Origin of the sequence: Pseudomonas sp. L-22-4S-12 (genome assembly GCF_009799935.1) — a bacterium.
Taxonomy (GTDB): Bacteria; Pseudomonadota; Gammaproteobacteria; order Pseudomonadales; family Pseudomonadaceae; genus Aquipseudomonas.
Genome location: NZ_WELL01000005.1, coordinates 296,592 through 322,210, shown reverse-complemented (window position 1 = coordinate 322,210; position 25,619 = coordinate 296,592). Strand labels below are relative to the sequence as shown.

Genomic DNA, 25,619 nt, shown 5'->3' with positions numbered 1-25,619 from the left:
GCGGAAATCGGTCTGGGCATCGCCAACGCTTCCTATCGTTAATACGAACACCAGCGTCGAACATATGACTGCGCCGCGCCAGACACAATCCCGCCGGGCCGAGTTGGCGACCAGCGGTTGTACAGCATGGGTGCGGGCGTCAGGCCCGCGGCTTGCGGCCCGATCAGGCCTCGTCGTGCAACTGGTAGCGCACGGCAAAGCCAGACAGGCGCCCGGCGATGGCCGCTTGCCGCGCGGCATCGAGCCCGGCGCCGTGGATATGGGCGAGTTGGCCGAGGCGCTCATCGCTGAGCACTTCGACCCGCAGGCTGCCGTCCAGGTCGGCGAGGGCGGCCTGGTAGACCCGACGAATGGCATCGAAGCGCAGGGCCGGCTTGAAGGTCTTGCCGACCGGGGTGAGTGGAATGGTATCGATGATCCATACGTCCTTGGGCACCGCCGCGCGCTCCGGGATATTGGCGGCGGCATGCTCGAGCAGTTCGGTCTCGCTCACCGTCTGCCCCGGTTTGAGCTGGATGTACACCACCGGCAGCTCGCCGGCCTTGGCATCCGGCTTGCCGACCGCCGCGGCCAGGGCCACGGCCGGGTGCTTGTGCAGGGCTTCCTCGATCATCTGCGGGTCGATGTTGTGCCCGCCGCGGATGATCAGGTCCTTGCTGCGCCCGGTCAGCCAGACGTAGCCGTCGGCGTCCAGGCGGCCGAGGTCGCCGGTGTTGAACCAGTCGCCGTCGACCCAGATGCCGGCGTTCTTGCTGGCCTGCAGGTAGCCCTTGAACACGGTGGCGCCGCGGATGCACAGGTTGCCGATCTCGTTCTGCGCGGCGTCGCGCAGGTAGTTGCCCTGCTCGTCGAGCACCTTGATCGCCACCTCGCAGTAGGGCATGCGCAGGCCGATGGAACCGGGCCGGCGTTCGCCTCCGATGGGGTTGGCGCAGCTGCCGCAGGTGCCTTCGGTGAGGCCGTAGCCTTCGAGCAGGGTCAGGCCGGTCTTGGCCTCGAACTGGCGAATCAGTTCCACCGGCATCGGCGCTGCGCCGCACAGGGCGTAGCGCAGGCTGGACAGGTCGCGGCCCGCGCTGGGTACCTGCAGCAGGCCGGCATAGATGGTCGGCACGCCGCTGAAGAAGCTGACCTTGTGGCGTTCGATGATGCTCCAGAAGTCCTGCATCAGGGCTGGGTTGCGATAGCCCTGCGGGGTGGCCAGCAGCACTTCGGCGCCGCTGATGAAGGCGGTCAGGCCGGTGACGATGACGCCGTTGACATGGAACAGCGGCAGCCCGCACAGCGCCACGTCGCCGGGGCCGAAGCGGGTGACGAAGGCCATGCTGTAGGCCATCGCCACCTCGTTGCGGTGGCTGTGCGGCGCCAGTTTCGGCGTGCCGGTGGTGCCGCCGGTGTGGAAGTAGCTGGCGATGTCGTCGGGCTGGATCTGCCGGGGGCTTTCCAGGTGGTCGGCCGGGCAGCTGGCGATCAGTTCGTCGAAGTCCAGCACGCCGGCCGGCAGCGGCCCGCGCTGGGCCTTGACGGCACTGCGCTGCGGTTCGGGCAGCAGGTTGGCCATGTCCACGCAGAGCACTGCCTTGAGTTCCGGCAGGTGGCCGCGCAGGGCCTCGACCTTGGCCCACAGGTCGGTGCCGGGGAAGGGCGCCAGGGTCACCAGGATTTCCGAGTCGGCGGCGTGGATCAGCTCGGCGATGTGCTCGGGTTCGAGCAGCGGGTTGATCGCATTGACGATGCCGGCCGTCTCGCCGCCCCAGATGGTGAAGTGGGTCTGCGGCAGGTTGGGCAGCAGGAAGGACACCGCCTTGCCCGCGCCGAGGCCGAGGCGGTGAAAGGCGTTGGCGGTCTGGGTGATCTTGCCCAGCAGCTCGCTGTAGGTGAGGCGGTAGGGCTGCTCGTCAGCGCGGCCCTGGAGGATGAAGCTCAGGGCCGGGGCCTGGGGATGGGCGATGGCGCTGCGGCGGATCAGTTCATAGGTGCTGGCTGGCAGGTCACGCTCGCTCAGCGGGGTCTGCTCGATCAGTTCGATGTCGGCCAGGCTACGGATGATGGGGGCAGCGCTCATGGTCATTTCCTGTGCAGTGGGCTCAGTGGCTGAGCTGCTCGCGCAGCCAGATCGCGATATCGCGGATTTCTTCGGGGCGTACCTCGTGGCCCATCGCATAGCTCAGCCATTGGCTCGGCACGCCCCGGGCGTGCAGTTGCTCGAAGGCGGCCCGGCCCAGAGCCGCTGGGACCACGTCGTCCAAACTGCCATGCAAACACAGCGCCGGCAGTTGTAGTTTTGTATCCGCCAGCTGCAAGTCATGGGCGAAGGTCGGGGCATAGGTCGACAGCGCCAGCACGCCGCCCAGCGGGCCCTGCCAGCGCAGGTAGGCGGTGTGATAGACCACGGCGCCACCCTGGGAGAAGCCGGCCAGGAAGATCCGCGCCGGGTCGATGCCGCTGTCGCGCTGTTTCTCGATCAGCTCGATCACGTGCTGCGCCGAGGCCTCCAGCTGTTCCTGGTTGATCGCCCGGGCCGGGTTCATGGCCAGGATGTCGTACCAGCTGGGCATGAGGTAGCCGCCGTTGATGGTCACCGCGCGGGTCGGCGCCTGCGGCAGGACGAAGCGGGTGCTGTGCAGGTGCTCCTGCAGGGCCTCGGCCACCGGCAGGAAATCGTAACGGTCGGCGCCCAGGCCGTGTAACCAGATGACGCAGGCATCGGCGGTTTGGGTAGGTTCGAGGATCAGGGGTTCGCTCATGGCGGGCTCCGGCGCGGTGCGCTTGCTTCATTCGGGTGCGCGGTATCTGGGCGCAGCAGGTGGATTAGTTAAGAAGATGTCGCACGGTGAAAACTTTGCCTATTGACCGGGTTTTATCACGCCTGGGGGCTGAAAGTGGTACGCGCCTTGCTGTAGCTATCGGGTCTGGGGGGCGGCGGTTGGCCGCTTCGCCAGCTTAAATACCGCGTCTCAAGTCCGTATGACCTACGGCACTGAGTGGGCAGTTCGCCGGGATGGTTATCGGCAACTAGACTCACTACAGGTTCGCACCCCGGTCGACCCCGTCATGGTGGCGGGATCGAACGTGCCTCACAAGGGTACGGCGGCAGGACCGAGACTCCGATCCAATAAGAACACTTGGAGGTTTGAATGAAGATGGTGAAATCCACCCTGGCAATTTTGACCACGGCTGCGGTACTCGGCGTGAGCGGTTTCGCGCAGGCCGGCGCCACCCTGGATGCGGTGAAGAAGAAAGGCTTCGTGCAGTGCGGTATCAGCGATGGCTTGCCGGGTTTCTCCTATGCCGATGCCAAGGGTAACTACCTGGGTATCGACGTGGACGTCTGCCGTGCCGTAGCGGCCGCCGTATTCGGCGATGCCTCCAAAGTGAAATTCAGCCCGCTGACCGCCAAGGAGCGCTTCACCGCGCTGCAGTCCGGCGAAGTGGACATTCTCTCGCGCAACAGCACCTGGACCAGCTCGCGTGATGCGGCCATGGGCCTGAACTTCACCGGCGTGACCTACTACGACGGCCAGGGCTTCCTGGTGAACAAGAAGCTCGGCGTTTCCAGCGCCAAGGAACTGGACGGCGCCACCGTGTGCATCCAGGCCGGTACCACCACCGAGCTGAACCTCGCCGACTACTTCCGCGCCAATGGCCTGAAGTACACCCCGATCACCTACGACACCTCCGACGAAAGCGCCAAGTCGCTGGAGTCCGGCCGTTGCGACGTACTCACCTCCGACCAGTCCCAGCTGTATGCCCAGCGCATCAAGCTGGCCGCGCCGGACGAATACGTGGTGCTGCCGGAAGTGATCTCCAAGGAGCCGCTCGGCCCGGCCGTGCGCCAGGGTGACGAGGAATGGTTCGACATCGTGCGCTGGACCCTGTTCGCCCAGCTCAACGCCGAGGAACTGGGCGTGACTTCGGCCAACGTCATGGAAACCGCCAAGACCACCAAGAACCCGGACGTTGCCCGCCTGCTGGGTGCCGAGGGTGACTTCGGCAAGGACCTGAAGCTGCCGAAGGACTGGGCCGTACAGATCGTCAAGCAAGTGGGCAACTACGCGGAAGTCTTCGAGCGCAACGTCGGTGCCGGCAGCGAGCTGAAGATCGAGCGCGGTCTCAATGCCCTGTGGAACAAGGGTGGCATGCAGTACGCACCGCCGGTGCGCTGACCCACAGTGCCGGCGCCCCGGTTGGGGGCGCTGGTACTCCTGATTTCGTGATCTCCGCCCGCGGTCTAGGGGCGGAGTTTCAATGAGGGCCATCATGCAAAATCCTGCCAATCTTTCGCGCCCGCGCGGTTCGGCCTGGACCGATCCGAAGGTGCGCGCTTGGGCTTTCCAGATTCTTGCCGTCATCGCCGTCGTGGCGATCGGCTGGTACCTGTTCGACAACACCCAGAGCAACCTGCAGCAACGCGGGATCATTTCCGGCTTCGGCTTTCTCGAGCAGAGTGCCGGTTTCGGTATCTCCCAGCACCTGATCGACTACAGCGAAAGCGATACCTACGGACGCGTATTCGTCATCGGCCTGCTCAACACCCTGCTGGTCTCGGTGGTCGGCATCTTCTTCGCCACCCTGCTGGGGTTCATCCTCGGCGTGGCGCGGCTGTCGCCGAACTGGCTGATCAGCAAGCTGGCGACCATCTACATCGAGACCTTCCGCAACATCCCGCCGCTGCTGCAGATCTTCTTCTGGTACTTCGCCGTGCTGCTGCCGCTGCCGGGGCCGAAGCAGAGCCTGAGCATCGGCGACACCTTCTACCTCAGCAACCGCGGGCTGAACATGCCGTCACCGTCGATGGCGGAAGGCTACTGGCCGTTTGTCGTCGCGCTGGTGTTGGCGGTGCTCGCCGTGGTGGTCCTGGCGCGCTGGGCGCGTCAGCGCTTCGAGGCGACCGGGCAGCCGTTCCACACGGTGTACGTGTCGCTGGCCATCCTGCTGCTGGTGCCGGGCCTGAGCATCCTGGTGTTCGGTGACCCGTTCCACTGGACGGTGCCGCAACTCACCGGCTTCAACTTCCGTGGCGGCTGGGTGGTGATTCCCGAGCTGATGGCGCTGACCCTGGCGCTGACCATCTACACCGCGGCCTTCATCGCCGAGAACGTGCGTTCCGGCATTCAGGCGGTCAGCCACGGGCAGACCGAGGCGGCGCGTTCGCTGGGCCTGCAGCCGACCGTGACCCTGCGCAAGGTGATCATTCCCCAGGCGCTGCGGGTGATCATTCCGCCGCTGACCAGCCAGTACCTCAACCTGGCGAAGAACTCCTCGCTGGCCGCCGGTATCGGCTATCCGGACATGGTCTCGCTGTTCGCCGGCACGGTGCTCAACCAGACCGGCCAGGCCATCGAGGCGATTGCCATCACCATGAGCGTGTACCTGGCCATCAGTCTCAGCATCTCCATGCTGATGAACTGGTACAACAAGCGCATCGCGCTGATCGAGCGGTAAGGAGCAGCCATGCAGACCCATACCTTCAAGCCCGACCTGCCGCCGCCCGCGATGAGCGTGGGCGTGCTCGGCTGGTTGCGCAGCAACCTGTTCTCCAACTGGTTCAACACCCTGCTGACCCTGCTGGCCGCCTATCTGGTCTGGTTGATCATCCCGCCGCTGCTGCAGTGGGCCTTCATCGAGGCCGACTGGAGCGGCACCAGCCGCACCGACTGCACCAGCGAGGGCGCCTGCTGGGTGTTCATCAAGGAACGCTTCAGCCAGTTCATGTACGGCTTCTACCCGGAAGAACTGCGCTGGCGCGTCGACCTGACCCTGTGGCTGGCGGTGATCGGCGCGGCGCCGCTGTTCGTGCCGATGATGCCGCGCAAGGTCATCTACGGCCCGCTGTTCCTGCTGGTCTACCCGCTGCTGGCCTTCTGGCTGCTGCACGGCGGCTTCCTCGGCCTCGGTGCGGTGGAGACCAGCCAGTGGGGCGGCCTGCTGCTGACCCTGGTGATCGCTGCCGTCGGCATCAGCGGCGCGCTGCCGCTGGGCATCCTGCTGGCCCTCGGGCGGCGCTCGGACATGCCGGCGATCCGCGTGATCTGCGTGACCTTCATCGAGTTCTGGCGCGGCGTGCCGCTGATCACCGTGCTGTTCATGTCCTCGGTGATGCTGCCGCTGTTCCTCCCCGAAGGCATGCACTTCGACAAGCTGATGCGCGCGCTGATCGGCGTGATCCTGTTCCAGTCGGCCTATATCGCCGAGGTGGTGCGCGGCGGCCTGCAGGCCATTCCCAAGGGCCAGTACGAAGCGGCGGCGGCCATGGGCCTGGGCTACTGGCGGATGATGGGCCTGGTGATCCTGCCGCAGGCGCTGAAGCTGGTGATCCCCGGCATCGTCAACACCTTCATCGCGCTGTTCAAGGACACCAGCCTGGTGATCATCATCGGCCTGTTCGACCTGCTCAACAGCATCAAGCAAGCCACCACCGACCCGGTCTGGCTGGGTATGGCCACCGAAGGCTATGTCTTCGCCGCCCTGGTGTTCTGGATTTTCTGTTTCGGCATGTCCCGCTACTCCATGCATCTGGAGCGCAAGCTGGACACCGGCCACAAGCGTTAGGAGTGAATCATGAGTGAAGCCAACAAACAGCCCAGCGCCGAGCCGATGATCCTGCTGCAGGGCGTGAACAAGTGGTACGGCCAGTTCCACGTGCTCAAGGACATCAACCTCAGCGTGCAGCCGGGCGAGCGCATCGTCCTCTGCGGCCCGTCCGGCTCCGGCAAGTCGACCACCATCCGCTGCATCAACCGCCTGGAAGAACACCAGCAGGGGCGCATCGTGGTCGACGGCACCGAGCTGACCCACGACCTCAAGCAGATCGAGGCGGTGCGCCGCGAAGTGGGCATGGTGTTCCAGCACTTCAACCTGTTCCCGCACCTGACCGTGCTGCAGAACTGCACCCTGGCGCCGATGTGGGTACGCAAGATGCCCAGGCGCCAGGCCGAGGAGATCGCCATGCACTTTCTCGAGCGCGTGCGCATCCCCGAGCAGGCGCACAAGTTTCCCGGCCAGCTCTCCGGCGGCCAGCAGCAGCGCGTGGCGATCGCCCGGGCGCTGTGCATGAAGCCGAAGATCATGCTGTTCGACGAACCGACTTCGGCCCTCGACCCGGAAATGGTCAAGGAAGTGCTGGATACCATGGTCAGCCTGGCCGAGGACGGCATGACCATGCTCTGCGTGACCCACGAGATGGGCTTCGCCCGCACCGTGGCGAACCGGGTGATCTTCATGGACAAGGGCGAAATCGTCGAACAGGGCGAGCCGAACAGCTTCTTCAGCAACCCGCAGAACGAACGGACCAAGCTGTTCCTCAGCCAGATCCTGCACTGAGTTGCACGGCAAGACGAACAGGGAGCCTGCGGGCTCCCTTTTTTGTTTGGCGCTGATGGCCGTAGGTTGGGTTGAGAAGCGTAGCGACGAAGCCCAACAGGCGAGGCCGGCGGCGAGGAAAAGGCCTCGGCGTGGTTGCTGTTGGGCTTCGCTGCGCTCAACGCCAACCTACATCCGCGGTCAATCCGAACTGCCGGCAGGGCATCACGGGGCGCTGCCCAGGCGATGGTTGAAGCGCTTGCGAAAGGCCCCGGGCGTCTCGCCGCAGAGCTGCTTGAACAGCTTGGCGAAGGTGGCACGGTCGGCGTAACCGACCTGGGCGGCGACCTGCTCCAGCGAGCGCGCCGGGTTGCGCAGGGCACTCTGCGCGGCGCTGATGCGCAGGCGCTGCAGGTAGTCGTTGGGCGTCAGCCCGGTGGCGGCCTTGAAGCGGCGCAGCAGGGTGCGGGTCGAACAGTTGGCCTGTTGCGCCAGGCGCTGCAGGTCGATGGCCTGGGCGTGGTGCTGCTGCAGCCAGCGCAGCAGCGGGGCGATCAGCCCGTCCTCCAGCAGTGGCTCCGGCAGCAGCGGGGCAAAGCGCGACTGCCGCCCGCGGCCACGCTCGAACACCAGCGCGCCGGCCACCCGCTCGGCCAGCCAGTCGCCGCCGTGCCAGGCGATCAGGTGCAGGCACAGGTCCATCCCGGCCTGGGCGCCGCCGGAGCAGAAGCGGTTGCCATCCTCGGTGAACAGCTCGTCGACCTGCAGGTTGACCCGCGGGAAGCGCTGGCGAAAGGCGCCGGCCAGGGACCAGTGGGTGGTGGCGCGGCGGCCGTCGAGCACGCCGGATGCTGCCAGCAGACAGGCACTGCTGCACAGGCTGGCCAGCTGCTGGCTGGCCGGGCGCGTGGCCAGCCAGGCGAGCAGCTCGGGGTTGCCGTTCAGGGTGCGCTCGATGGCGCTGCCGGTGGCGGGGATCAGCAGCAGGTCGACGCCATCGGCCAGGCGCAGATCGCCCGCCACGCGCAGCTGGGCGCAGCCGATATCGACCGGCAGGCCGTCCGCGCTGAGCCGGATCACTTCGAACAGGCGCTCCCCGGCCAGCTGGTTGGTCAGGCGGAAGGCGTCGTCGGCCATGCCCAGGCTGGACAGTACGGTCTGTGGGCAGACGTACAAGGCGATGCGAATCATGGATCGCTGTCGATTGAGAAGTTTGGCGATTATTGACACAAAGTTGGCGTTGTCGCCAATCGCCGTTTGGCGGATCAGCGGCAATACTCTGTGCAGTCGAAATCACGGAGCAGCACCCATGGCCCACCCCAATGCCGAACTGATCAGCCGTTTCTACCAGGCCTTCCAGCAGCTGGACGCCGAGGCCATGGTCGCCTGCTATGCCGAGGACGTGCAGTTCAGAGACCCGGTCTTTACCGATCTGCAAGGCAAGGATGCCGGCGATATGTGGCGCATGCTGGCGGCGCGGGCGCAGAACTTCTCCCTGACCTTCGACAGCGTGCAGGCCGATGACCAGCAGGGCAGTGCGCGCTGGGTGGCGACCTACCTGTTCAGCAAGACCGGCAATACCGTGGTCAACCCTATTCAGGCCAACTTCCGTTTCGCAGACGGCAAGATCGTCGAGCACCGCGACCACTTCGACCTGTGGCGCTGGGCCCGTCAGGCGCTCGGCACCCAGGGCTTGCTGCTGGGCTGGACTCCGCTGGTGCAGGGCGCGATCCGCAAGCAGGCGATGGCCGGGTTGCGCGCCTGGCAGGCGTCCCGCTGAGAACCTGTTCACGATCTCTTGTCCGTCGGCCATACTGCGTTAAAAACAGGCTCGGAATGCTCATTTACAGCTCGTAAACTCCGCTTCCTCGCCGTTTTGACCAGCCGGAGGCTGTTACTGGCGTAGCGCCTTGTCTGGCTCTAGTCCAAAAGATCGTGAACAGGTTCTGAGTCGAGTAAGCTGCCCGCCGGAAGTTGCTCTGCGTAGGGTGCGCCGTGCGCACCAACGGCCTGTAGGTGGCTTGTGGTGCGCGCGGCGCACCCTACGAGGCCCCAACGAGACGGTATTAATGAGTGAGATCCCGACCGAGCCCGGCAAGACCTGGTCGATTTACCTGGTGCGCGCACAGAACGGCGCGCTGTACTGCGGCATCAGCGACGACCCGCAGCGGCGCTTCGCCCAGCACTGCAGCGGCAAGGGCGCACGTTTCTTCCACTCCAGCCCGGCGCAGGCGCTGGTCTACGTGGAAGCCTGTACGAACAAGGGCGCGGCCCTGCGCCGCGAACGGGCGATCAAGAGCCTGGCCAAGGTCGCCAAGGAGCGCCTGGTGCTGACGGCTACTATGGAAAAAACTGATAGCTGACTATCAGTCCCGGCGGGTAGGCTGCCGGCCGCCCCGGGGTTAAGCTGCTGCTTCACTGCCACCGACACGGAGCCCGTCATGCACGAGTTGATCCTGCACCATTACCCCACCTCGCCATTCGCCGAAAAGAGCCGCCTGTTGCTGGGCTTCAAGCAGCTGTCGTGGCGCTCGGTAATGATTCCCGCGGTGATGCCCAAACCCGACCTGCTGGCCTTGACCGGCGGCTACCGCAAGACCCCGGTGCTGCAGGTCGGCGCCGATATCTACTGCGACACCGCGCTGATCGCCCGCCGCCTGGAAGCCGAGAAGGCCACCCCGGCGCTGTTCCCGGAAGGCCAGGAATTCGTGGTCGCCAGCTTCGCCCAGTGGGTCGATTCGGTTATTTTTCAGCACGCGGTGAGCCTGGTGTTCCAGCCGGAATCCATTGCTCTGCGCTTCGCCAAGCTGCCGCCGGAAGCGGTCAAGGCCTTTATCGCCGACCGTGCCGGGCTGTTCAGCGGTGGCACGGCCACCCGTCTGCCGGCGGAAGTCGCCAAGCACAACTGGCCGGGCCTCATGGCTCGTGTCGAGCAGCAGCTGGCGCGCGAGGAGGGCGACTTCCTGTTCGGCGAGCCGTCGCTTGCCGACTTTTCCCTGGCCCACTGCCTGTGGTTCCTCAAGGCCACTCCGGTGACGGCGCCGCTGGTCGACGCCTACCCGAATGTCAGCGCCTGGCTCGGCCGCGTGCTGGGCTTCGGCCACGGTGCGTCCAGTGCCCTGAGCGGCGAGGAAGCGATTGAGATTGCCCGTGCGGCGACGCCGGCGGCCCTGCCGGACGAGCCCTTCGTCGAGCCCAATGGCCTGCAGGCCGGGCAGCGGGTGAAAATCGCCGCCACCGATTACGGGGTCGATCCGGTCGAGGGCGAGCTGCTGTTCGCCGGCGTCGAGGAGCTGATCCTGCGCCGCGAGGACGAGCGTGCCGGGGTGGTGCATGTGCACTTCCCGCGCCTGGGCTTTCGTATCGAAGCGCTTTAAGCGCCATGCAAATCCCGTAGGGTGCGCCGTGCGCACCGCCGGCCCGCACCGGGTTCTTGGTGCGCGCGGCGCACCCTACGGTGCCAGGTCGCTGGCGCTGAACGGTGGCGGGCTGTCCGGCCAGGCCAGCTGCAGGCGTTCCAGCTCGCGGGCCAGCAGGCTGGCCACCAGCCAGTCGCGCAGCCAGCGCAGATCGGACGGGATCACGTACCAGGGCGCCTCCGGCGTATGGCTGGCCGCCAGCAGCTCGCTCCAGCGCTGCTGGCGCAGGTCGAATTCGCGGTAGGCCTGCAGATCGCTGGCCTTCAGCTTCCAGCGCTTCTCCGGACGTTGCAGGCGGCTGAGCAGGCGCAGTTTCTGTTCCTCGCGGGAAATCTGCAGGTAGCACTTCAGCGGGTGCAGGCGCTGCGCCGGCCATTGCCGCTCGAACGCCAGCAGATCCTGCAGGCGCTGCGGTAGCTCATCCTCGCCACACAGGCCATCCAGCGGGTCGCCGATCAGCGCTTCATAGTGGCTGCGGTTGAACACGCCGAGCAGCCCCGGCTGCGGCAGACTCTGCCGATAGCGCAGGAGGAAGTGCTGGCGCCGCTCCTGCTCATCCGGCTGATGAAAACTGTGCAGGCTGATGCCCTGCGGGTCGATGGCGCTGACCACCTTGCGGATCACCCCGTCCTTGCCCGAACAGTCGGTGCCTTGCAGCACCAGCAGCAGGGCCTCGCGGCGGTTGGCCCAGAGCATGCGCTGCCGTTCGTTGAGCCAGGGCTTGAGGCCGGCCATGGCCAGCTGGGCGGCGTCCTTGCCCAGGCCGAAGTCGCGGTCCGGGTCCTGCGCCAGCGGCGCCTGTGGATCGCACAGGCAGGCGTCGAGGATGGCATCCGCCAGGCGCATGGTGGGGCTCAGTCCTTGCGGCGCTTGAGCTGGTCCTTCAGCTGGGTCGGCAGCTGGCGGATGATCAGCATGTCGCGGGCCTCGTCGTATTCGATGGCCGAGCCCAGCAGGTGCGACTCGAAGCTGATCGACAGGCCCTCGGCGCGCCCGGTGAAGCGGCGGAACTGGTTGAGGGTGCGCTTGTCCGCCGGAAATTCCGGGGCCAGGCCGTAGTCCTTGTTGCGGATGTGTTCGTAGAAGGCGCGCGGGCGGTCCTCGTCGATCAGCCCGGAGAGGTCTTCCAGGGTCATCGGCTCGCCGATCTTGGCCTGGCTGCTGGCGTAGTCGACCAGGGTGTCGGTCTTGGCCCGCGCCTGTTCTTCCGGCAGGTCCTCGCTCTCGACGAAGTCGCTGAAGGCCTTGAGCAGGGTGCGCGTCTCGCTCGGCGCATCGACGCCCTCCTGGCAGCCGATGAAGTCGCGGAAGTAGTCTGAGACCTTCTTGCCGTTCTTGCCGCGGATAAACGAGATGTACTGCTTGGACTGCTTGTTGTTCTGCCACTCGCTGATGTTGATGCGCGCCGCCAGGTGCAGCTGGCCGAGGTCGAGGTGCTTGGCCGGGGCCACGTCCAGCGCCTCGGTCACGGTCACGCCTTCGCTGTGATGCAGCAGGGCGATCGCCAGGTAGTCGGTCATACCCTGCTGGTAGTGGGCCAGCAGCACATGGCCGCCGGTGGCCAGGTTGGATTCTTCCATCAGCTTCTGCAGCTGCTCCACGGCCTGGCGGCTGAAGGCGGTGAAGTCCTTCTCGCCATCCAGGTACTGCTTCAGCCAGCCGCTGAACGGATAGGCGCCGGATTCCTCGTGGAACAGGCCCCAGGCCTTGCCCTGCTTGGCGTTGTAGCTCTCGTTGAGATCGGCCAGCAGGTTCTCCATGGCCTGCGAGCTGCTCAGCTCGCTGTCGCGGGCGTGCAGCACGGCGGGGGTGCCGTCGGGCTTCTTGTCGATCAGGTGGACGATGCAGTGGCGGATCGGCATGGCGGCCTCGTGGTGCTGGAACGGAAAGCGCGCATGTTACCCGACCAGCGCCTGCGCAGTCGTGCGTCGCTGGACGGCCTGCAGGCGCTCGATCATGTAGCGCAGGTGCATGTGCAGCTCGTACAGCTCACTGGAGTAGGACAGCGGCACCTCGACCCGCGCCAGTTCGTCTTCCAGTTTTTCCAGGCGGCTGATCTCCACGGCGATATCGCTGGGCAGGTCGCCCTTGTACAGCAGCTGGTCGATCTCGCGCAGGTGCTTGTACCAGCGGTAGATGCGCGCGCGGATGCGCCACTGGTAGATCGGGCCGATGGCCTTGAACAGCGGGAACAGCAGCACCAGCAACGGGATGGCGAGGATGATGTAGCGGTCGGCCAGGGAGGCGATGCGAAACGGCAGGTAGCGCTGCAGGATCGGCAGGCCCTTGTCGTAGTAGTAATCGGCCTCGGCCAGGGTGTGCAGCGACAGCGGCGGCTTGGCCGGGTAGCTGCCGGCCGGGTCGAGCAGGCTGCCGTTCTTCAGCACGCTCTTGGCCGCTTCGAGGATCAGCGGGGTCAGCGAGGGATGGAATGCCTCGCCGGCCACCAGGGTGGCCACCGGGCCGAGGGTGACGATGTCGCGGTCCGGGGTGTTCTGCGCCATGTCGAGCATGCCTTCGCCGACTTCCAGGCGGCTCAGGTAGGGCAGGCGCGCCAGGTAGGCTTCGGTACGCCGCAGGCTGACCAGGCGCAGCCCGGGCTCGGCGGCCAGGCGCTGGATCAGCGGGTTCTCCGCCGGGCCGACGAAGAAGGCGGCGTCCAGCTGGCCTTCGATCAGCGCATCGGCGGCGCGGCTGCCGCCCAGTTGCTGCCAGCGCTTGGGGTACTGCGCCGGCTCGATGCGGTTGGCTTTGAGCAGCGCGGCGGTTACCGCCTGGGTGCCGCTGTCGGCGGAACCGATGGCTAGGCGTAACTTGGTCAGATCTGCCAGGCGCTGGAACTGCACCTTGCGCCCGGTGAACAGCCACAGCGGCTCGCGGTACATCACGCCGAGGCCGGTCAGCTTGGCCCGCGCCTCGTCGGGCAGGCTCAGTTCCTGGCCGCTCTGTACCAGGGCCAGTTCCACTTCACCTTGGCCGAGCTTGGTCAGGTTGTCCGCCGAGCCCTGGCTTTCCACCAGTTCCAGGGTGAAGCCTTGCTGTTCCAGCTCGGCGCGCAGGCGCTCGGCGAAGGCGTGGTAACCGCCGCCGACTGCACCAGTGGCCAGCCGCGCATGCATGGGCGGCGGCGGGGCGACGAAGTAGAACAGCGCGCCGACCAGGGCGGCCAGTACCGGCACTATCCACAGGTTGGCCAACAGCATGATTTTCAGGTCGCGGAGAATGCGGCGCATGGTCGGTCCTTGTCATTACCTCGGCTGAGGATAGCCGGGATGCGCGCCGCGCTCACCCCTTGGCGTGTGCTGCTGGGCCGCTGTTCAGTTGTTCAGCTGTTCAACTGCGCAGAGGCAAGGCCCCGCGCTTCTCGCGCCAGTAACCGAACAGCGCCAGCCCGGCCAGCAGGCCGAGGGCGTACAGCGCATCCAAGCCTAGGGCCAGCAGGACCAGGGCGCAGAGCAGCGTGCTGAAGCCCGCCAGCCAGCGCCACAGTCCACGCAGCAGCACCCAGCCGGCGGCCATGCTGAGCAGGTAGACCAGGATGAAGTTGCCGTTGGCGTAGCGGATCAGGTCGTCCACCGACAGTTGCAGCACACCGGCCAGGGCGGCGCACAGGGCGCAACTCAGCACCACCAGCAGCAAGGCCGGGCCGGGCACGCCGTGGCGGTTGAGGCGGGCCAGCGGCTGCGGCAGCTTGCCTTCGTCGGCCAGGCTCCAGATCAGCCGGGCGAAGCCCTGCACATAGACGTTCATCGAGGCGAAGCAGGCCAGGTAGCCGACCAGCGCCACCAGTACGCGGGCCTTGTCGCCCAGCAGCTGGTCCATCAGGTGCGGCAGCGAGGCGGCGTCGCTGTGCACGTCGCCGTACACATGGAAGCTCAGCACCGCCACCGAGAACGCCCAGTACACCAGGCCGGCCAGCAGCACGCCGAGCAGCAGGGCCAGGGGAAAGTCGCGCTGCGGGTGCCTGAATTCCTCGCCTAGGTGGGTGAAGGCCTCGATGCCGACGAAGCACCAGAACATCACCCCCAGCGCGGTCGGGATCAGCTGCCAGGAGCCGGTGATGTCCGGCAGCAGCGGCTGGCTGGCCAATGGCAGTTCGCCGACCCACCAGACCAGCGCCACCGTGCCGATGATGGCGACGGCGATCAGCCCCTGCAGCACGCCCGAGGCCCTGGCCGGGCGCTGGCCGAGCAGGAGCATGGCGCCGAGGGTGGCGAGTTGGATCAGCAGCGCTTCGCCCCGGCCGAGCGGCAGCAGCGCCTGCCAGAAACCGGTGGCGATATTCAGCGCCGCCGGCAGACCCACCGGCAGCACGGCAAGAAACAGGAAGGCGATCAGCCGCTCCATGCGCGCGCCGAAGGCCCGGCCGATCAGGTGCGGCGCACCGCCGGCATGGGGGAAGCGCTTGCCCAGCTGGGCGAAGGTGAAGGCCACCGGCAGCACCAGGGCGATGAGGATCAGCCAGGCCCACAGCGAGGCCGGCCCGGCGGCGGTGGCGGCCAGCGCCGGCACCACGAAGATGCCGGTGCCGAGCAGCGAGGTGCTGAGCAGCCCGACGCCCTGCAGCAGGCCCAGTTCCTTGTTCAAACGACTCATGGGGTAAGCTCGTGGCAATGGTGTGCAATTGCGCCATGTTAAGCGCCAGGCCTCTGCGACGCCGCTGCCAGCCCGTCGCCGTTGGCCGGCAAAGTGACGGAATTGTCCGTCAAACTGACTGCCGAGAACCATCGTGGACAAGTTCGACCATCAGATCCTCGCCCTGTTGCGCGAGGATGCGCGCACCTCCGTCAGCCAGATCGCCCGGGAGGTCAACCTGTCGCGTTCGGCGGTGGGCGAGCGCATTCGCCAGCTGGAGCAGGGCGGGGTGATCCAGGGCTATCACGCCCGGGTGGCCAGCCCGCAGGGGGCGGCGGTGCGCGCCTTTCTCGAACTGTTCTACAAGGACAGCCGCTGCCAGGACTATGTCGAGCGCATGCGCGCCTACCCGGAAATCCGCCAGTGCTGCGGCATCAGCGGCGAGACCGACATGCTGGTGCTGGTCGAGGCGCCGAGCATGGCGCGCCTGGCCGAGATCCGCGGTGAGATTGAGAACTACCCCGGTATGCAGCGGGTGAAGACCCATATGGTGGTGCAGGAGTGGGCGATGTAGGGCGGTAGGCTGGATAGGCAATCCGGTTAGATTTGCCTGACGTGGCCGATAGCCGGGCGATAAGCCAATTGCCGAGTTATCTGAGCGTTCGGATTTCGCCCACCCGGGCGAGTCACTTTCTCTTGCTCGCACAAGAGAAAGTAACCAAAGAGAAGTGCGCCCCGACATCCGGGTTTCGCTGCGCGAAACTGACTCGCTTCGCTCACCCTTCGGGCCAGCCTTCGGCTGTTACTCCGCTACGCTCCGTTTCCCTCCCTCTCCGGTGCTGCTCCGGGGGCTGGCTTACAAGGGCCATCCCTGGCCCTTTAAGCCTCTCGCCGCATCCCTGCGGCTCGTCCCCCTGCGCACCACCTCCACTACTCGCTTCGCTCGCCCTTCGGGCCAGCCTGCGGCTGTTACTCCGCTTCGCTACGTTTCGGCCTCCTGCCGGGGATCGGGCACCGAGTTGCTTGAAGGTTTCGCTGTAATAGACGAAAGAACTATCAGGCAGCGCCAAACGCCCCTTCAGGAGGGTGAGTGGAATCGTCGTGTAAGGGGTTGAGCGGCAGGGATGCCGCGAGAGCCGCGATGGGCCAGGGATGGCCCTTCGCGGCGGGCCCCTGGAACGGCGATGGAGCGAACGAACCCCGCCGCAGGCGGGGCCGTATGCAGGGGCAAGCGTTTTTGCTTACTTTTTCCGCGTCTGGAAAAAGTGAGTCGCCCAGCAGGGCGAAACCAGAGGCGGCAGAGCACTCAGAAATCAGCTGAACATCGCGGCAAACAAGCGAGCTTCACACAATCTCCCCGATGGCTCCCACGCTCCGCGTGGGAGCCTATCCCGTGACGCTCCGCGTCACAGTGGTGTGGGGCGACCCAAGGTTGCGGGTGGACGCTGGAGCATCGAAAGCTGCATTCCCACGCAGAGCGTGGGAACGATCATCGGTGTACCTATTCAGCGAGCTCCAGAGCGATCCGTCCGCGCCCCAGGTCTGCCAACTGGCGTTTCGCTTCGTCGAAGCGCTCGGCCGGCAGCGCCAGGTTCAGCCAGGCGCCATCGGCATCGAAGGCTTCCTGCTCAATGACCATCAGCCACTCGCCCAGGCGCGCCTTGACCCGCGCCAGTTCGGCGAACGGCACGTGGCAGTGGGCCTGGATGCGGGCCAGCAAGGCAATGCGCTCGCCGCCCTGCAGGCACTTTGCCGCACTGCCGCCGTAGGCCCGCGCCAGGCCGCCGGTGCCGAGCTGGATGCCGCCGTACCAGCGGATCACCAGCACCACCACCTGGTCGCAGTCCTGGTTGTCGATGGCCGCGAGGATCGGCCGGCCCGCCGTGCCGCCGGGTTCGCCGTCGTCGCTGAAACGGTACTGCTGGCCGCACCTCCAGGCCCAACAGTTGTGCGAGGCACTGAGGTCGCTGTGCTGCTGGATAAAGGCCAGCGCCTCGTCGGTGCTGGCGATGGGCGCGGCCAGGGCGAGGAAGCGGCTCTTGCGAATCTCCTCGCGGTACTCGCAGGCGCCCAGCAGGCTGAACGGCATGGCTCAGCCCGCCGCGCGCAGCCAGGCCGCGCGCTGCTCGGGGCTGTGGAAGGTCCAGGCGACGAAGCGGCTCTGCTTGTTGCCCTGGGCCATGTCGATACAGCGCACCTCCACGGCCCCGGCCTTCTTCAGCAGGTTCTCGGCGTAGGGCACGTTGCTGGCCTTGGACACCAGGCTGCTGAACCACAGCACCTGGCCGGCGAACGAGGCGCTCTCGGCGATCATGCGCTTGAGGAAGCTGGCCTCGCCGCCGGTGCACCACAGCTCGGCGCTCTGCCCGCCGAAGTTGAGTTCCGGCAGCTTGCGTTTGGGGTCGAGCTTGCCGAGGTTCTTCCACTTGCGCCGGCTGCCGCTGGCGGCTTCCTCGGCGTTGGCGTGGAAGGGCGGGTTGCACAGGGTCAGGGCGAAGCGCTCGTCGGCCTGCAGCAGGCTCTTGAAGATCTGCCCGCGCTGCAGTTGCTGGCGCAGGGCGATGGCGCCGTCCAGGCCATTGGCCTGGATGATGGCGCGGGCCGAGGCCAGGGCCGTGTCGTCGATGTCCGAACCGAGGAAGTGCCAGCCGTAGTCGCCATGGCCGAGCAGCGGGTAGATGCAGCTGGCGCCGGTGCCGATGTCCAGTGCGCGGATCGCCGCGCCGCGCGGAATCTCGCCACTGTTGTCGCCGGCCAGCAGGTCGGCCAGGCCGTGCACGTAGTCGGCGCGGCCGGGGATCGGCGGGCACAGGTAGCCCGGCGGAATGTCCCAGTGGGCGATGCCGTACAGCTGGCGCAGCAGGGCGCGGTTGAACACCCGCACCGCCTCGGGGTTGGCGAAGTCGATGCTCTGTTTGCCATGGGGGTTGCGGATGACGAACTCGGCCAGCTCCGGGCTGGCCTCGATCAGCTTGGGAAAGTCGTAGCGGCCCTGGTGGCGGTTGCGCGGGTGCAGCAGCGCCGGGCTGCTGGGTGGGACGGCTGGCGTAGTGTTCTCGGACATGACGGGCAATTCGGCAGGCTGGGGCGGCATTGTCCCACAGGCCGCTACTTCCAGCCCATCTGCCAGCGCTCGCCATCCTGCAGCGCCTGCCAGTCGAGGCGCTCGCTGCGCCGGGTGAGCACGGCCTGCAGTTCGACCTGCAATACCGTGCCGTCCTCGTCACAGATCAGCTCGCTGACCAGGAAGTGCTTCTCGCGGTTGCGCGGCTGGCGCGCCGTCCATTTCGACAGCAGCAGCTTGCGCGGATTGAGGCGCAGCCTGCCGCTCACTGGCGATGCTCCAGCAGGCGGCGGGCGGCTTCCAGGCCGCTCAGCCAGGCGCCTTCGACCCGTCCGGACAGGCACCAGTCGCCGCAGGCATACAGGCCCAGGTCGGCATCGGCCAGGGCGCCCCACTCGTGGGCGCTGGCCGGTCGGGCGTAGAGCCAGCGGTGGGCCAGGCTGAAGCTCGGCGGCGGCAGCGGGCAGCCGATCATCTCGGCGAAGGCGCCGTGCAGGCGCTCGATCACCGCCTCCTTGTCCAGGTCCAGGTGCTGGCGGCTCCAGCTGCTGCTGGCGTGCAGCACCCAGCTGTCGAGGTGGCTGTCGCGCCCCGGCTTGCTGCGGTTGCGCGCCACCCAGTCGAGCGCCCCGCCGCGCACGAAGCAGCCTTCCAGCGGGGTGGCCAGGGGCGTGTCGAAGCCCAGGGCGACGGCCCATACCGGCTCCATGATCACGCTGGCGGCGGCGCTGGCCAGCTTCGGCGCGGCACTCAGCAGGCCGGAGGCCTGGGGCGCCGGGGTGGCCACTATCACGCTGCTGAACGGGCCGTGGCTCTGGCCTTCGGCGTCGAGCAGGGTCCAGTGCTGCTCGCCGCGGAACACCTCGGTGATGCGGCAGGAGAAGTGCACCGGCAGGGCGCCGAGCAGGGCGCGGGTGATGGCGCTCATGCGCGGCAGGCCGACCCAGCGCACCTGTTCGTCGGGCGAGGGGCTGAGGCCGTTCTCGTTGTAGTGGTAGAGCTGCGGGTCCCACTCGGCGACCCAGCCGCGGGCCTGCCACTGCTGCACCACTTCGACGAAGCGGCGGTCGCGGGCGGTGAAATACTGCGCGCCCAGATCCAGCGAGCCGGCGTCGCTGCGCTTGCTGGCCAGGCGCCCGCCGCTGCCGCGGCTCTTGTCGAACAGTTGTACCGTCTGCCCGGCGGCGTGCAGCGCCTGGGCCGCGGAGAGTCCGGCAAGGCCGGTACCGATGATGGCGATGGGTGTGTTCATGGTCTACCTCGTGTCCTTTCTTTCAGGCTACGCTCTAGACAAAATCTGTACAAATACTATTGCCTGTACAACTGCTATCGGTTCCAATCGCGTTCCCGTTACAACTCCGACGCTGGCGAGCGGCGGACAAGGCACGCAGCTGCGTCATACTTCAGACTAGGGCGAGACTGGTGGTTAACGCCATGCGAGGAGGATGCCATGCATATCTTGCTGACCGGCGGTACAGGTTTGATCGGCCGCGCGCTGTGTCGTCAGTGGCTGGCCCAGGGCCACCAGCTGACGGTCTGGAGCCGCACGCCGGGCAAGGTCGCCGGCCTGTGCGGCGCAGCGGTGCGCGGCATCGGCCGGCTTGAGGACTACGGCGACGGCCCGCTGGATGCCGTGATCAACCTGGCCGGCGCGCCGATCGCCGACCGGCCCTGGACGCACAAGCGCAAGGCGCTGCTGTGGGCCAGTCGCATCACCCTCACCGAGCAGCTGCTGGCCTGGCTGGAGGGCCGCGCGCAGCGCCCGCAGGTGCTGCTGTCCGGCTCGGCGGTGGGCTGGTACGGCGATGGCGGCGAGCGCGAGCTGCACGAGGACAGCGCACCGGTGGTGGAGGATTTCGCCGCGCAGCTGTGTGGTGCCTGGGAAGAGACCGCCTTGCGTGCCGAGGAGTTGGGTATCCGCGTGATCCTGCTGCGTACCGGCCTGGTACTGGCGGCCGCCGACGGCTTCCTCAAACGTCTGCTGCCGCCGTTCCGGCTGGGCCTGGGCGGGCCGATCGGCAATGGCCGGCAGTGGATGCCGTGGATCCATCTGCAGGATCAGGTCGGCCTGATCGATTTTCTCTTGCAGCACCCTGACGCCCGCGGTCCCTATAATGCCTGCGCGCCGCAGCCGGTGCGGAACAAGGCCTTCGCCCAGGCTCTGGGGCGTGCCCTGCATCGCCCGGCGCTGTTGCCGCTGCCAGGGCTGCTGCTGAAGATCGCCCTGGGCGAGCTGTCCGGGCTGCTGCTCGGCGGGCAGAAGGCCCTGCCAATCCGGGCACAACAGGCCGGCTACGAATTTCGTTTTACCGCTATCGACTCGGCCCTGGCCGATCTGTTCAAGGACGTTGCATGACTGATCACGCGCTGCTTCTGGTCAACCTCGGTTCGCCGGCCTCCACCTCGGTGGCCGACGTGCGTCGCTACCTCAATCAGTTCCTCATGGACCCCTACGTCATCGACCTGCCTTGGCCGATCCGGCGCCTGCTGGTGTCGCTGATCCTGATCAAGCGCCCGGAGCAGTCGGCCCATGCCTATGCCTCGATCTGGTGGCCGGAAGGTTCGCCGCTGGTGGTGCTCAGCCAGCGCCTGCAGCAGGCCATCACCCCGTTGTGGCAGCACGGCCCGGTGGAACTGGCCATGCGCTACGGCGAGCTGTCGATCGAAAAGGCCCTGCTGCGCCTGGCCGGGCAGGGCATCAAGCGGGTGACCTTGGCGCCGCTGTATCCGCAGTTCGCCGACAGCACCACCACCACGGTGATCGAGGAGGCCAAACGGGTGGTGCGCGAGCACAAGCTGGCGCTGCAATTTGCCACCCTGGCGCCGTTCTATGACCAGCCGGAGTACCTCGATGCCCTGGTCGCCAGTGCCCAGCCGCACCTGGATCAAGGCTTCGATCACCTGCTGCTGAGCTTCCACGGCCTGCCCGAGCGCCACCTGCACAAGCTCGACCCGAGCAACCATTGCCTGAAGGGCGCCGACTGTTGCAAGACCGCCTCGCCGCAGGTGCTCGCCACCTGCTACCGCGCCCAGTGCCTGCGCAGCGCCGAGCTGTTCGCCGAGCGCGCCGGGCTCAAGCCGGGGCAGTGGTCGGTGTCGTTCCAGTCGCGCCTGGGCCGCGCCAAGTGGATCGAGCCCTACACCGAGACGCGCCTCGACGAGCTGGCCAAGGCCGGGGTGAAGAGGCTGCTGGTGATGTGCCCGGCCTTCGTCGCCGACTGCATCGAGACCCTGGAGGAGATCGGCGACCGCGGCCACGAGCAGTTCCGGGCGGCCGGCGGCGAGGAGCTGGTGCTGGTGCCGTGCCTGAACGAGCATCCGCAGTGGGCGAGTGCGTTGCAGACGCTGTGCGAGCGGGCGCCGTTGGCGCTCTGACATGAGCCAGGTCCGCTGGTGGCTGATCGGCCTGCTGTTGTGCGGTGGGTTGCAGGCGGCCGAGCTGCGGGTCTGCCAGCACGATGCTGGCCGTTACGCTTATCGCCTCGAACTGGTCCGGCTGGTTCTCGAACGCACGGCCGCCAGCCATGGCGAATTGCATGTGGCCCCGGCCGAGGGCGTCGACCCGCCCCAGGAGCGCTGCCTGGCCCAGCTGCGTTCCGGCATGGTCGATTTGGCCTATGTGCCGCCCAGCGCCGAGCGCCTGCGCGACCTGAGCATGATCCCCTTCGATCTGCATGCCGGCATGCTCGGTTATCGCCTGCTGCTGATCCGGCGCGAGGATGCGCCGCGCTTCGCCCGGGTCAAGACCCTGGATGACCTGCGCCCTCTGCGCGGCGGCTTTGGCAGCCAGTGGGGCGACTTCCCGCTGTTTGCCCTCAATCGCCTGCCGGTGGTGGGTTCGTCACACCCGGAAAACCTGCTGGCGATGCTCGCCGAGGGGCGTTTCGACTATTACCACCGCGCCTTGAGCGAGGCTTGGGAAGAGGTGGGCGATCATCCCGAGCGCCATCCCGAGCTGATGGTCGAGCCCGGCCTGGCGCTGGTTTATCCGCTACCGGTGTACTTCGCTTTCAATCGCGCCGAGCCGGAACTGCGCCAGCGCTTCGAGGAGGGCCTGACGCTGATCCAGGCCGATGGCAGTTTCCGCGAACTGTTCCAGCGCCATTTCGGCGAACAGGTGCGGCGCAGCCAGTTGACGCAACGGCGCCTGCTCATTCTGCAGAGTGATTTGCCAGCCGGTTTGCCGGCGGCAGACAGTCGTTTCTGGCTGCGCCCCTGAGCAACACCCTGCTCTGAACATTCTGATGGGGTGGGCGCAGGCGCGCCGAGGCGTGCATTGCCACGCGGAGCGTGGCGGCGGTCAAACAAAAACGGAGGCCGAAGCCTCCGTTTCTGCAATAGTCGTGCAGTAGCGCTTACAGCACCTCGAACAGCCCTGCCGCGCCCATGCCGCCGCCGACGCACATGGTGATGACCACGTACTTCACGCCACGCCGCTTACCTTCCAGCAGGGCGTGGCCGACCATGCGCGCGCCGCTCATGCCGTAGGGGTGGCCGATGGAGATGGCGCCGCCGTTGACGTTGAGCTTGGCCGGGTCAATGCCGAGCGTCTGCGCGCTGTACAGCACCTGGCAGGCGAAGGCTTCGTTGAGCTCCCACAGGCCGATGTCGTCGACGGTCAGGCCGTGCTGCTTGAGCAGCTTGGGCACGGCGAACACCGGGCCGATACCCATCTCTTCCGGGGCCAGGCCGGCTACGGCGATGCCGCGGTACAGACCGAGCGGGGCGATGCTGCGCTGGGCGGCCAAGGCGCCGTTCATCAGCACGCAGGCGCTGGCGCCATCGGACAGCTGGCTGGCGTTGCCGGCGGTGATGCAGCCGCCTTCGATCACCGGGTTGAGCTTGGTCAGGTCGCCCAGCACGGTCTGCGGGCGGTTGCCTTCGTCCAGGCTGAGGGTGACTTCCTCGTAGCTGACCGCGCCGGTTTCCTTGTCGACCAGCTTCTTGCGTGCAGTGACCGGAACGATCTCGTTGGCGAACAGGCCGGCGGCCTGGGCCGCGGCGGTGCGCTGCTGGGACTGCAGGGAGTAGGCGTCCTGGGCTTCGCGGCTGATACCGTAGCGCTTGGCCACCAGTTCGGCGGTGTGCAGCATCGGCATGTAGGCATGCTCGGCCATCTTGATCACGGCCGGGTCGGCCTCGGCGGCGGTCCACTTCATGTGGGTGTTCTGCACCAGGCTGATCTGCTCCTGGCCGGCACCGACGGTCACGGCCATGCCGTCGACCATGATCTGCTTGGCGGCGATGGAGATGGCCATCAGGCCCGAGGCGCACTGGCGGTCGATGGTCTGCCCGCTGACCGACAGCGGCAGGCCGGCGGCCAGCAGCGACAGGCGCGCCAGGTTGGTCGAGGCGGTGCCGCCCTGCATGGCGGTGCCCATCACCAGGTCTTCGATCTCGCCCGGTTCGATGCCGGAACGCTCGACCGCGGCACGGATGGCCACGGCGGCCATGCTCGGCGACTTGAGGTCGTTGAAGGCGCCGCGGAAGGCCTTGGCGATCGGCGTGCGGGCGGTGGAGACGATGACGGCGTCTTGCATGCGGGAATGCTCCTCTGGTTTCAGTCGCGTAGCAGGCGCGCGAGAGCCGCGCGCAGGGTTTCGGGAATCGGCACCGGGCGGTTGCTGGTGCGGTCGACGAACACGTGGACGAAGCGCCCGGCGGCGCAGGCCTGGTCTTCGCCGGCCTTGAAGATGGCCAGCTCGTACTGCACCGAGCTGTTGCCCAGCTTGCCGACGCGCAGGCCGACCTCAATGCGCTCGGGGAAGGCGATGGAAGCGAAGTAGTCGCACGAGGAACTGACCACGAAGCCGACCACGGCGCCGTCGTGGATATCCAGGCCGCCGACTTCGATCAGGTAGGTGTTCACCGCGCTGTCGAAGAAGCCGTAATAGACCACGTTGTTGACGTGGCCGTAGAGGTCGTTGTCGTGCCAGCGGGTGGTGATCGGCTGGAAGTGGACGTAGTCGGTGCGTCGGTGTTCGGGTTGGCTCATGCTCGGTTCTCGTCTTGCTTGCGTACCAGCCTAAGGGCTGGGCGGGGCACGGGATAGTTTGATTCGCGGGCTGTATCGGCCCCTATCGATCCACCCTACTCAGTACGCCGCCTGGTAGATGGACAGGGCATCGGCCTCGCTCACTTCGCGCGGATTGTTGACCAGCAGGCGCTGCTGCTGCATGGCGTCGCTGGCCAGTCTGGGCAGCATGTCCTGCGGTACGCCGGCGTCGCGCAGGCGGCTGGGCAGGCCGCAGCGCCCATTCAGCGCGGCCAGTTCGGTGATGAACTCGCCGGCCAGCTGCTCGGGCGTTCCCGGCTTGCACCGTGCGCCGAGCAGCAGCGGCGCCAGCTCGGCATACAGCGGCGCGGCTATTGCCGCGTTGAAGCGCAGCACATGGGGCAGCACCAGGGCGTTGCTCAGGCCATGGGGAATATGGAAGTGCCCGCCCAGCGGGTAGGCCAGCGCATGCACCGCCGCCACCGGGGCGTTGGCAAAGGCCTGGCCGGCCAGGCAGGCGCCCAGCAGCATGGCCTGGCGCGCCTCGCGGTTGCTGCCGTTGTGCACCGCCTCGTGCAGGTTGGCGGCGAGTAGGCGCAGGGCCTCGCGGGCCAGCAGGTCGGACAGCGGGTTCTTCTTCAGCTTGCTGGTGTAGGCCTCGATGGCGTGCACCATGGCGTCGATGCCGGTGGCGGCGGTCACCGTCGACGGCAGGCCGAGGGTCAGCTCGGCGTCGAGCAGCGCCAGGTCTGGCAGCAGCAGCGGCGAGACCACCCCCAGCTTGCTGGTTGCGCCGGTGGTGACGATGGCGATGGGGGTCACCTCCGAGCCGGTGCCGGCGGTGGTCGGTACCTGGATCAGCGGCAGGCGCTGGCCACGCGCGTTGCCCACACCGTAGATGTCCGCCAGCGATTGCGGGCATTGCGGGTGGGCCAGCAGGGCGACCAGCTTGGCCACGTCCATCGAACTGCCGCCGCCGAAGCCGACCACCAGCTGGGCCTCCAGGGCGCGGGCGCGCTCCACGGCATTCAGCACGATGGCCTCGGGCGGGTCGGCGATCACCTGGTCGAACACTTCCACCTTCACCCCGGCACTGGCGAAGCCGGGCAACACGCCGTCGAGCAGGCCGAAGCGGGTGATGCCGGGGTCGCTGACGATCAGTACCCGGCTGGCGCCGCGCTCGCGGCACAGCTCGGCCAGGCGCCGGGCCGAGCCGCTTTCGCAGAGGATCTGTGCGGTGGTGGCGAAACTGAAGGCTTGCATG

At 67.0% G+C, this 25,619-nt stretch carries 25 protein-coding genes; 11 read left to right on the top strand and 14 right to left on the bottom strand.

Annotated features, from left to right (window positions below):
- Positions 1-163: 163 nt before the first annotated feature.
- Together F3I16_RS14565 and F3I16_RS14560 are read right to left on the bottom strand one after the other, a co-directional pair.
- Positions 164-2,065: an acyl-CoA synthetase gene (locus F3I16_RS14565; RefSeq protein ID WP_160494286.1), complete on the bottom strand. Its 1,902-nt coding sequence runs from the start codon at positions 2,063-2,065 to the stop codon at positions 164-166.
- 22 nt (positions 2,066-2,087) lie between these two features.
- The gene (locus tag F3I16_RS14560; protein ID WP_160494285.1) at positions 2,088-2,747 is read right to left on the bottom strand and encodes an alpha/beta hydrolase; all 660 of its coding nucleotides are present in this window, start codon (positions 2,745-2,747) and stop codon (positions 2,088-2,090) included.
- A gap of 390 nt (positions 2,748-3,137) precedes the next feature.
- Here F3I16_RS14560 and F3I16_RS14555 point away from each other — a divergent pair, with 390 nt between their 5' ends.
- The 4 genes from F3I16_RS14555 (at position 3,138) to F3I16_RS14540 (ending at position 7,323) form a co-directional block, all read left to right on the top strand.
- Positions 3,138-4,166 (top strand): amino acid ABC transporter substrate-binding protein, encoded by a 1,029-nt coding sequence (locus F3I16_RS14555; RefSeq protein ID WP_160494284.1) that lies wholly within the window; start codon positions 3,138-3,140, stop codon positions 4,164-4,166.
- A 94-nt stretch (positions 4,167-4,260) separates the two neighbouring features.
- Complete coding sequence (locus tag F3I16_RS14550) at positions 4,261-5,445, top strand: amino acid ABC transporter permease (protein WP_160494283.1); 1,185 nt, start codon at positions 4,261-4,263, stop codon at positions 5,443-5,445.
- A gap of 9 nt (positions 5,446-5,454) precedes the next feature.
- Positions 5,455-6,552 (top strand): amino acid ABC transporter permease, encoded by a 1,098-nt coding sequence (locus F3I16_RS14545; RefSeq protein ID WP_160494282.1) that lies wholly within the window; start codon positions 5,455-5,457, stop codon positions 6,550-6,552.
- Between the two features lie 9 nt (positions 6,553-6,561).
- The gene (locus tag F3I16_RS14540) at positions 6,562-7,323 is read left to right on the top strand and encodes an amino acid ABC transporter ATP-binding protein (RefSeq protein WP_160494281.1); all 762 of its coding nucleotides are present in this window, start codon (positions 6,562-6,564) and stop codon (positions 7,321-7,323) included.
- Between the two features lie 204 nt (positions 7,324-7,527).
- Here the strand turns inward: F3I16_RS14540 and F3I16_RS14535 are convergent, their stop codons facing one another.
- Entirely contained in the window at positions 7,528-8,493 is a 966-nt protein-coding gene (locus F3I16_RS14535) for a GlxA family transcriptional regulator (protein ID WP_160494280.1), read from the bottom strand.
- A 118-nt stretch (positions 8,494-8,611) separates the two neighbouring features.
- Between F3I16_RS14535 and F3I16_RS14530 the strand changes: the two genes are divergently transcribed.
- From F3I16_RS14530 to F3I16_RS14520, 3 genes are all read left to right on the top strand, one after another.
- Positions 8,612-9,082 carry a nuclear transport factor 2 family protein gene (locus tag F3I16_RS14530; protein ID WP_160494279.1) on the top strand — a complete coding sequence of 157 codons (471 nt, stop codon included), beginning with the start codon at positions 8,612-8,614 and terminating at the stop codon, positions 9,080-9,082.
- A 289-nt stretch (positions 9,083-9,371) separates the two neighbouring features.
- Entirely contained in the window at positions 9,372-9,665 is a 294-nt protein-coding gene (locus F3I16_RS14525) for a GIY-YIG nuclease family protein (protein WP_160494278.1), read from the top strand.
- Between the two features lie 78 nt (positions 9,666-9,743).
- Positions 9,744-10,679, top strand: a complete 936-nt coding sequence (locus F3I16_RS14520; protein ID WP_160494277.1) for a glutathione S-transferase family protein — start codon at positions 9,744-9,746, stop codon at positions 10,677-10,679.
- A 75-nt stretch (positions 10,680-10,754) separates the two neighbouring features.
- On the opposite strand, the gene F3I16_RS14515 is transcribed toward F3I16_RS14520, so the two are convergent.
- The 4 genes from F3I16_RS14515 to yjeH all read right to left on the bottom strand — a co-directional run bounded on the left by F3I16_RS14515 (position 10,755) and on the right by yjeH (position 15,317).
- Positions 10,755-11,567: a polyphosphate kinase 2 family protein gene (locus tag F3I16_RS14515; protein ID WP_160494276.1), complete on the bottom strand. Its 813-nt coding sequence runs from the start codon at positions 11,565-11,567 to the stop codon at positions 10,755-10,757.
- 8 nt (positions 11,568-11,575) lie between these two features.
- Positions 11,576-12,583 (bottom strand): nucleoid-associated protein YejK, encoded by a 1,008-nt coding sequence (gene yejK, locus F3I16_RS14510; RefSeq protein ID WP_160488637.1) that lies wholly within the window; start codon positions 12,581-12,583, stop codon positions 11,576-11,578.
- Between the two features lie 36 nt (positions 12,584-12,619).
- Positions 12,620-13,954, bottom strand: a complete 1,335-nt coding sequence (locus F3I16_RS14505; protein WP_160494275.1) for a TAXI family TRAP transporter solute-binding subunit — start codon at positions 13,952-13,954, stop codon at positions 12,620-12,622.
- A 100-nt stretch (positions 13,955-14,054) separates the two neighbouring features.
- Positions 14,055-15,317: an L-methionine/branched-chain amino acid transporter gene (gene yjeH / locus F3I16_RS14500; RefSeq protein ID WP_160494274.1), complete on the bottom strand. Its 1,263-nt coding sequence runs from the start codon at positions 15,315-15,317 to the stop codon at positions 14,055-14,057.
- 133 nt (positions 15,318-15,450) lie between these two features.
- Between yjeH and F3I16_RS14495 the strand changes: the two genes are divergently transcribed.
- Positions 15,451-15,870 carry an Lrp/AsnC family transcriptional regulator gene (locus tag F3I16_RS14495; RefSeq protein ID WP_160488634.1) on the top strand — a complete coding sequence of 140 codons (420 nt, stop codon included), beginning with the start codon at positions 15,451-15,453 and terminating at the stop codon, positions 15,868-15,870.
- Positions 15,871-16,797: 927 nt separating this feature from the next.
- Here the strand turns inward: F3I16_RS14495 and F3I16_RS14490 are convergent.
- Genes F3I16_RS14490 through F3I16_RS14475 form a run of 4 tightly spaced genes read right to left on the bottom strand, consistent with a single transcriptional unit; the run spans position 16,798 to position 19,612 of the window.
- Positions 16,798-17,385, bottom strand: coding sequence for a YigZ family protein (locus F3I16_RS14490; protein WP_160494273.1), 588 nt, complete (start codon positions 17,383-17,385; stop codon positions 16,798-16,800).
- A 3-nt stretch (positions 17,386-17,388) separates the two neighbouring features.
- A complete protein-coding gene (gene rlmF / locus F3I16_RS14485; protein ID WP_160494272.1) occupies positions 17,389-18,360 on the bottom strand; it encodes a 23S rRNA (adenine(1618)-N(6))-methyltransferase RlmF in 972 nt (323 codons plus the stop codon).
- A 44-nt stretch (positions 18,361-18,404) separates the two neighbouring features.
- Positions 18,405-18,629 carry a TIGR02450 family Trp-rich protein gene (locus F3I16_RS14480; protein ID WP_160494271.1) on the bottom strand — a complete coding sequence of 75 codons (225 nt, stop codon included), beginning with the start codon at positions 18,627-18,629 and terminating at the stop codon, positions 18,405-18,407.
- Positions 18,626-19,612 (bottom strand): NAD(P)/FAD-dependent oxidoreductase, encoded by a 987-nt coding sequence (locus F3I16_RS14475; RefSeq protein WP_160494270.1) that lies wholly within the window; start codon positions 19,610-19,612, stop codon positions 18,626-18,628. Before F3I16_RS14475 ends, F3I16_RS14480 begins: the two co-directional genes overlap by 4 nt.
- Before the next feature lie 198 nt (positions 19,613-19,810).
- Between F3I16_RS14475 and F3I16_RS14470 the strand changes: the two genes are divergently transcribed.
- Genes F3I16_RS14470 through F3I16_RS14460 form a run of 3 tightly spaced genes read left to right on the top strand, consistent with a single transcriptional unit; the run spans position 19,811 to position 22,579 of the window.
- The gene (locus F3I16_RS14470; RefSeq protein ID WP_160494269.1) at positions 19,811-20,716 is read left to right on the top strand and encodes a TIGR01777 family oxidoreductase; all 906 of its coding nucleotides are present in this window, start codon (positions 19,811-19,813) and stop codon (positions 20,714-20,716) included.
- Positions 20,713-21,735, top strand: a complete 1,023-nt coding sequence (locus F3I16_RS14465) for a ferrochelatase (protein WP_160494268.1) — start codon at positions 20,713-20,715, stop codon at positions 21,733-21,735. The genes F3I16_RS14470 and F3I16_RS14465 overlap by 4 nt, the downstream gene beginning before the upstream one ends.
- 1 nt (position 21,736) lies before the next feature.
- Complete coding sequence (locus tag F3I16_RS14460) at positions 21,737-22,579, top strand: ABC transporter substrate-binding protein (RefSeq protein WP_160494267.1); 843 nt, start codon at positions 21,737-21,739, stop codon at positions 22,577-22,579.
- Between the two features lie 136 nt (positions 22,580-22,715).
- Here F3I16_RS14460 and F3I16_RS14455 read toward each other — a convergent pair whose 3' ends face one another.
- The 3 genes from F3I16_RS14455 to F3I16_RS14445 all read right to left on the bottom strand — a co-directional run bounded on the left by F3I16_RS14455 (position 22,716) and on the right by F3I16_RS14445 (position 25,618).
- Positions 22,716-23,900 (bottom strand): acetyl-CoA C-acyltransferase, encoded by a 1,185-nt coding sequence (locus F3I16_RS14455; RefSeq protein ID WP_160494266.1) that lies wholly within the window; start codon positions 23,898-23,900, stop codon positions 22,716-22,718.
- Positions 23,901-23,920: 20 nt separating this feature from the next.
- Positions 23,921-24,355, bottom strand: a complete 435-nt coding sequence (locus F3I16_RS14450; RefSeq protein ID WP_160494265.1) for a thioesterase family protein — start codon at positions 24,353-24,355, stop codon at positions 23,921-23,923.
- A gap of 99 nt (positions 24,356-24,454) precedes the next feature.
- Positions 24,455-25,618 carry an iron-containing alcohol dehydrogenase gene (locus F3I16_RS14445; protein WP_160494264.1) on the bottom strand — a complete coding sequence of 388 codons (1,164 nt, stop codon included), beginning with the start codon at positions 25,616-25,618 and terminating at the stop codon, positions 24,455-24,457.
- Position 25,619: the final 1 nt, after the last annotated feature.

Bases quoted from the DNA above. Each gene is read 5' to 3' on its own strand.
- F3I16_RS14470 (WP_160494269.1), top strand. From the start codon at position 19,811: ATGCATATCTTGCTGACCGGCGGTACAGGTTTGATCGGCCGCGCGCTG.
- F3I16_RS14535 (WP_160494280.1), bottom strand. From the start codon at position 8,493: ATGATTCGCATCGCCTTGTACGTCTGCCCACAGACCGTACTGTCCAGC.
- F3I16_RS14465 (WP_160494268.1), top strand. From the start codon at position 20,713: ATGACTGATCACGCGCTGCTTCTGGTCAACCTCGGTTCGCCGGCCTCC.
- F3I16_RS14550 (WP_160494283.1), top strand. From the start codon at position 4,261: ATGCAAAATCCTGCCAATCTTTCGCGCCCGCGCGGTTCGGCCTGGACC.
- F3I16_RS14505 (WP_160494275.1), bottom strand. From the start codon at position 13,954: ATGCGCCGCATTCTCCGCGACCTGAAAATCATGCTGTTGGCCAACCTG.
- F3I16_RS14445 (WP_160494264.1), bottom strand. From the start codon at position 25,618: ATGCAAGCCTTCAGTTTCGCCACCACCGCACAGATCCTCTGCGAAAGC.
- F3I16_RS14560 (WP_160494285.1), bottom strand. From the start codon at position 2,747: ATGAGCGAACCCCTGATCCTCGAACCTACCCAAACCGCCGATGCCTGC.
- rlmF (WP_160494272.1), bottom strand. From the start codon at position 18,360: ATGTCCGAGAACACTACGCCAGCCGTCCCACCCAGCAGCCCGGCGCTG.
- F3I16_RS14475 (WP_160494270.1), bottom strand. From the start codon at position 19,612: ATGAACACACCCATCGCCATCATCGGTACCGGCCTTGCCGGACTCTCC.
- F3I16_RS14525 (WP_160494278.1), top strand. From the start codon at position 9,372: ATGAGTGAGATCCCGACCGAGCCCGGCAAGACCTGGTCGATTTACCTG.
- yjeH (WP_160494274.1), bottom strand. From the start codon at position 15,317: ATGAGTCGTTTGAACAAGGAACTGGGCCTGCTGCAGGGCGTCGGGCTG.
- F3I16_RS14490 (WP_160494273.1), bottom strand. From the start codon at position 17,385: ATGCCGTTCAGCCTGCTGGGCGCCTGCGAGTACCGCGAGGAGATTCGC.
- F3I16_RS14555 (WP_160494284.1), top strand. From the start codon at position 3,138: ATGAAGATGGTGAAATCCACCCTGGCAATTTTGACCACGGCTGCGGTA.
- F3I16_RS14520 (WP_160494277.1), top strand. From the start codon at position 9,744: ATGCACGAGTTGATCCTGCACCATTACCCCACCTCGCCATTCGCCGAA.
- F3I16_RS14545 (WP_160494282.1), top strand. From the start codon at position 5,455: ATGCAGACCCATACCTTCAAGCCCGACCTGCCGCCGCCCGCGATGAGC.
- F3I16_RS14450 (WP_160494265.1), bottom strand. From the start codon at position 24,355: ATGAGCCAACCCGAACACCGACGCACCGACTACGTCCACTTCCAGCCG.
- F3I16_RS14460 (WP_160494267.1), top strand. From the start codon at position 21,737: ATGAGCCAGGTCCGCTGGTGGCTGATCGGCCTGCTGTTGTGCGGTGGG.
- yejK (WP_160488637.1), bottom strand. From the start codon at position 12,583: ATGCCGATCCGCCACTGCATCGTCCACCTGATCGACAAGAAGCCCGAC.
- F3I16_RS14455 (WP_160494266.1), bottom strand. From the start codon at position 23,900: ATGCAAGACGCCGTCATCGTCTCCACCGCCCGCACGCCGATCGCCAAG.
- F3I16_RS14540 (WP_160494281.1), top strand. From the start codon at position 6,562: ATGAGTGAAGCCAACAAACAGCCCAGCGCCGAGCCGATGATCCTGCTG.
- F3I16_RS14530 (WP_160494279.1), top strand. From the start codon at position 8,612: ATGGCCCACCCCAATGCCGAACTGATCAGCCGTTTCTACCAGGCCTTC.
- F3I16_RS14565 (WP_160494286.1), bottom strand. From the start codon at position 2,065: ATGAGCGCTGCCCCCATCATCCGTAGCCTGGCCGACATCGAACTGATC.
- F3I16_RS14515 (WP_160494276.1), bottom strand. From the start codon at position 11,567: ATGCGCCTGGCGGATGCCATCCTCGACGCCTGCCTGTGCGATCCACAG.